The organism is Amycolatopsis sp. NPDC059021 (assembly GCF_042739895.1).
Lineage (GTDB): Bacteria > Actinomycetota > Actinomycetes > Mycobacteriales > Pseudonocardiaceae > Amycolatopsis.
Genome location: NZ_JBHYIQ010000170.1, coordinates 8,413 through 13,180 on the forward strand (window position 1 = coordinate 8,413; position 4,768 = coordinate 13,180).

Here is a 4,768-nt window from a genome sequence, read left to right on the forward strand (position 1 = left end):
GACATAAACGACTCCCCCCCCCCCCGCGCCGCCCGCACCCCCGCCCACTCTGTGCGCCGCGCCGGCTCCTCCACCGCCCCCCTCACGGGCCTCCGGGTAGTGAAGGAGGCCTTCACGGACCTCAGGGTAGGCAAGGGGGCCTTCACGGACCGCTGCTGATCCTGGGCGGGACGGCGGAGGCGCGGGAGCTGGCCGCCGGGCTGACCGCGCGTGGGGTGCGGGTGGTGTCGTCGCTGGCGGGGCGGGTGGCGCGGCCCCGGCTGCCCGAGGGCGAAGTGCGCGTCGGCGGCTTCGGCGGCGTAGACGGGCTCGTGCAGTGGCTGCGGGACAACGACGTCAGCGCCGTCGTGGACGCGACGCACCCCTTCGCCGAGCGCATCGGCGCGAACGCCGCCGAGGCCACGCGACGCACCGGCGTCCCCCTGCTGCGGCTCGCGCGTCCCGGCTGGCGGCAGCAGCCCGGCGACGTCTGGCATTGGGCGGACGACCTCGCCGACGCCGCCGCGCGGCTCCCCGCGCTCGGGCGCCGGGTGTTCCTGACCAGCGGACGGCAGGGGCTCGCCGCGTTCGCCGGGCTGGACGGCCTGTGGTTCCTGATCCGCTGCGTCGACCCGCCCGAGCCGCCCCTGCCGCGCGACCACGAGGTCCTCCTCGATCGCGGACCGTACACAGTGGACTCCGAACGGTCGCTGCTGCGCGAGCACCGCATCGACGTCCTGGTCACAAAGGACAGCGGCGGCACGCACACCGATGCCAAACTCCGCGCGGCGCGGGAGCTCGGGCTGCCCGTGGTCGTGGTCCGCAGGCCGCCGCGCCCGGAGGCCGAGACCGTCGGCACCGTCCGCGAAGCCGTCGAGTGGGTGCTGAATGACTGAGCTGGAAGCGTTCTACGAGACGCTGTACCGCCGCCGGGACGTCCGCGGCGAGTTCACCGGCGCCCCGATCGACGACGACGTCCTGCACCGGATCCTGTCCGCCGCACACGCCGCGCCCAGCGTCGGGCTCAGCCAGCCGTGGGACTTCGTGCTGGTCCGGGACGTCACCACCCGCGAGGCGTTCGCGAAGCACGTCCACGACGAGCGCGACGTCTTCGCGTCCTCCCTCGCCGAGGAGCGTGCCGGGACCTTCCAGAAGATCAAGATCGAGGGCATCCTCGACGCCACGCTCGGCATCGTCGTCACCTACGACCCCGCGCGCGGGGCGCCGGACGTGCTGGGCAGGCACGCCATCGCCGACGCCGGGCTGTACTCGGTGTGCCTCGCGATCCAGAACCTGTGGCTCGCCGCGACCGCCGAAGGCCTCGGCGTCGGCTGGGTCAGCTTCTACCGCGAACCGTTCCTGGCCGACCTGCTCGGGATCCCCGGCGGCATCCGCCCGGTCGCCTGGCTGTGCGTCGGGCCGGTGACCGCACTCGCCGAGGTTCCCGATCTCGAACGCCACGGCTGGCGTAGCCGCAGGCCCTTGACCGCGGCTTTACACCACGAACGTTTCACCCCGCGTGACCCGGGGTCGGCGTAACACGGCCGATCAGACCCATTAGCGTTGCGCCGATGCGGTTGATCGCTGTGACGCTGGGGTTGCTCTCCGCCTTGTGCGCGCTGGCTTTCCCCTTCCTGCCGGTGGTGCAGGACACCGCGGAGGTCGTCTGGCCGACAGGCAACGACACCCGCTCCGTCAACGCGCCCTTGACCGGGTACTGGGCCGAGGACATGCGCGTAGCGCTGCCGTGCGCAACCATCCACTCGCTGGACGCGCGCACCAACGGCCCCGCCCTGCTGTTCGCCACCGTGCCGGACGGGCGCACCGACCCGCGCGCGGGCAAGGGCGTCGGCATGCAGGTGCGCGTCGACAACGGCGTGCTGCTCGCCTCCAGCCACGGCCAGCAGATAGTGCAGCAGCCGCTGCCCGCGCAGGGCTGCGACGTCGCCGTGCATGCGGACGCGACGCAGATGACCGTGTCCGTCGCGGGCACCCCGGTGTTCCACACGACCGGCGACGTCCGGCCACGCGTGGTCGGCATCTACTCCTCGATCAATTCCGGCCGCGACCCGATCGCCGGACTGCACGTTTCGGTCGTCCCGGACACGCGGTACCAGACCTCGCCGACCACGTGGAAGATCATCGTCGGGATCCTCGCGGTGATCTCCATGATCGGCTGCATGATCGCGATCTGGCGGCTCGACTCCGGCTTCGCGAGACGGGCGCCGCGCTGGGCGCCGGTCGGCTGGTGGCGGCTGACCGCCCGCGACGCGACGGTGTTCGCCGCGCTCGGCGCGTGGGTCTTCATCGGGCCGGTGACCTCGGACGACGGCTACATCCTCACGATGGCCAGGGTCACCGAGCAGACCGGGTTCCTCACCAACTACCACCGCTGGTTCGGCGTCGCGGAGGCGCCGTTCGGCTGGTTCTACCACGTCTACGAGCTGATGACGCACGTGTCCACGGTGCCGCCGTGGATCCGGCTGCCGTCGTTCCTGCTCGGCTGCCTGTCCTGGCTGCTGATCAGCCGCGAGGTCATGCCCCGGCTGGGCACCCAGGTCCGCACGAGCCGCGCGGCGGGCTGGGCCGCGGCGGCGGTGTTCCTGGTCTGGTGGATGCCCTACAACAACGGCGTCCGGCCGGAGCCGGTGGCGGCGCTCGGCTCGCTGCTGGCGATCTGCGCGGTCGAACGCGCGCTCGTCACGCGCCGCCTGCTGCCGCTGTGTCTCGGGCTGACCGCGGCGGCCTTCACCCTGGCCGCGACGCCGACCGGGCTGATCGCCGTCGCGCCGTTCCTCGTCGCCGCCCGGCCGCTGTTCAAACTGCTGCGCCAGCGCGCGGAGAACGGCTGGACCACGGTGCTCGCGCCGGTCGCCGCGGCCGGGTTCCTGGTGCTCGTCGTGATGTTCGCGGACCAGACGTTCGCCACCGTGCAGGAGGCGACCCGGCTGCGCGCCCAGGTCGGCCCGAACCTGTCGTGGTTCCAGGAGTTCGCGCGCTACCAGCTGCTGTTCGAGAGCCTGCCGGACGGCTCGGCGCCGCGCCGCTTCCCCGTGCTGCTGGTGCTGTTGTGCACGGTGACCTGCCTGGTCGTGCTGCTGCGGCGCGGCCGGATCCCCGGTGCGTCACTCGGCCCCGCCCGGCGGCTGATCGGCACGACGGCGTTGTTCTTCCTGCTGCTGGCGCTGACCCCGACCAAGTGGACCCACCACTTCGGCGCGTTCGCCGCGGTCGGCGCGTCGATGGCGGCCTTGACCGCGCTCGCGACCAGTTCGACCGTGCTGCGGTCGAAACGCAACCGCGCGGCCTTCCTCGCCGGGCTGCTCGTCGTCGGCGCGCTCGCCGCGACCGGCCCGAACACGTACTGGTTCGTCTCGCGCCTCGGTGTGCAGTGGACCAGCGTCGCGCCGTCGATCGGCGGGATCCCGCTGTCGACGATCCTGCTGGTCGCGGCCGGGATCGCCGGCGTGTACTCGTTCGTCGAGAACGTCCGCGCGCATCGGCCCGGCGCGTCGATCGGGCAGCAGGAAAGACGGGGGCGCGCGCTGAAGCTGGGCTCGCTGTCGCTCGTGGTGGTCTGTGGCCTGGTCGCCGGCGGCGAGTTCGTCACGATGGCGTGGGCGATGCACAACCAGGCGGGCAGCTACAGCCTCGGCGCGGCCAACATCGGGCACCTGTTCGGCAAGAGCTGCAACCTCTCCGACCGCGTCATGGTGGAACGCGACGCGGCCACCAGCATCCTGCGCCCGCAGACCGAGCAGCGGACCGTCCCGCCCGTCACGACGCCCCCGCCGCCGAACTCGCCGCTGCCGCCGCCCGAACCGGACAACGGCCGCGTGCAGACCGGGTTCCACACGCGCCCGGTCGACGACAAGGACCCGCTCGCCGAGCCGCCGCACGGGTTCACGCCGGACCAGGTGCCGATGTGGTCGAGCTACCTCGACCAGGAGACGCGCGCCGGACGGCTGCGCAGCGACTGGTACGCACTGGCCGAGAAACCCGCCGACGGGCAGATCGTCGTCGCCACCGCGGGCGCGGCGAAGCGGCCGACGTCGGTGAGCCTCGACTACGGCGTCAACACTCCCTCGGGCGTCAAGGTCCTGCGCAGCCAGTTCGTGCTGCCGCCCGGCGCGGGCACCGGCAGCTGGAACGACACCCGCATCAACCTGCGCGACCTGCCGCCCGAGACGAACGCGGTACGGATCAACATCGTCGACGACGACCTCACCGAGGACGGCTGGATCGCCGCGTCGGCCCCGCGCGTCCCGACCTTCACCACGCTCACCGAGAAGATCGGCGACAAACCGGTCTACGTCGACTGGCCCGCGTCGTTCGTCTACCCGTGCGTGAACCCGGTGACCTCGCACGACGGGATCTCCGCGATGCCCGCGTACCGCATCACCGCCGGCCGCCTCGCCGACGAAGCGGACTGGGCGGCCAGCCCGAACGGCGGCCCGACCGGCTGGCTCGAGGAAGTCGCCAAGGAACCCGAGGTGCCGAGTTACCTGATCGGGCAGCCGTATCAGTCGTGGGGCCAGCTGCTGCAGATCGAACCGTTCACCGAGGGCATCGCGCCGACGGTGCTGCACGGCGAGAAGACCGTGCCCGGCTGGTGGTCCCCCGGTCCCGGCCCGCGTCAGCCCAACGGCAAAGACCCGACGCGATAGTTCTTCGGGCGCTTCTGTGTTGCCGTGGCGTCCCGTCAAGGCCACCTTACGGGCGTCGGACGCCCGTAAGGTGGCCTTAACGGCATGTGGTGACGCGCTGGGGGCGGCCGGTCAGCGGTGGC

The 4,768-nt window shown here is 72.3% G+C and carries 3 protein-coding genes; all 3 read left to right on the forward strand.

Features of this window, described 5'->3' with window-relative positions:
* Positions 1 to 152: 152 nt before the first annotated feature.
* From ACFWX1_RS46505 to ACFWX1_RS46515, 3 genes are read left to right on the forward strand one after another with little or no spacing between them, the layout of a single operon-like run.
* A complete protein-coding gene (locus ACFWX1_RS46505; RefSeq protein WP_378396354.1) occupies positions 153 to 875 on the forward strand; it encodes a cobalt-precorrin-6A reductase in 723 nt (240 codons plus the stop codon).
* Positions 868 to 1,518, forward strand: a complete 651-nt coding sequence (gene bluB / locus ACFWX1_RS46510) for a 5,6-dimethylbenzimidazole synthase (RefSeq protein ID WP_378396350.1) — start codon at positions 868 to 870, stop codon at positions 1,516 to 1,518. The genes ACFWX1_RS46505 and bluB overlap by 8 nt, the downstream gene beginning before the upstream one ends.
* Before the next feature lie 32 nt (positions 1,519 to 1,550).
* Positions 1,551 to 4,646 (forward strand): arabinosyltransferase domain-containing protein, encoded by a 3,096-nt coding sequence (locus ACFWX1_RS46515; protein ID WP_378396351.1) that lies wholly within the window; start codon positions 1,551 to 1,553, stop codon positions 4,644 to 4,646.
* Positions 4,647 to 4,768 lie beyond the last annotated feature (122 nt).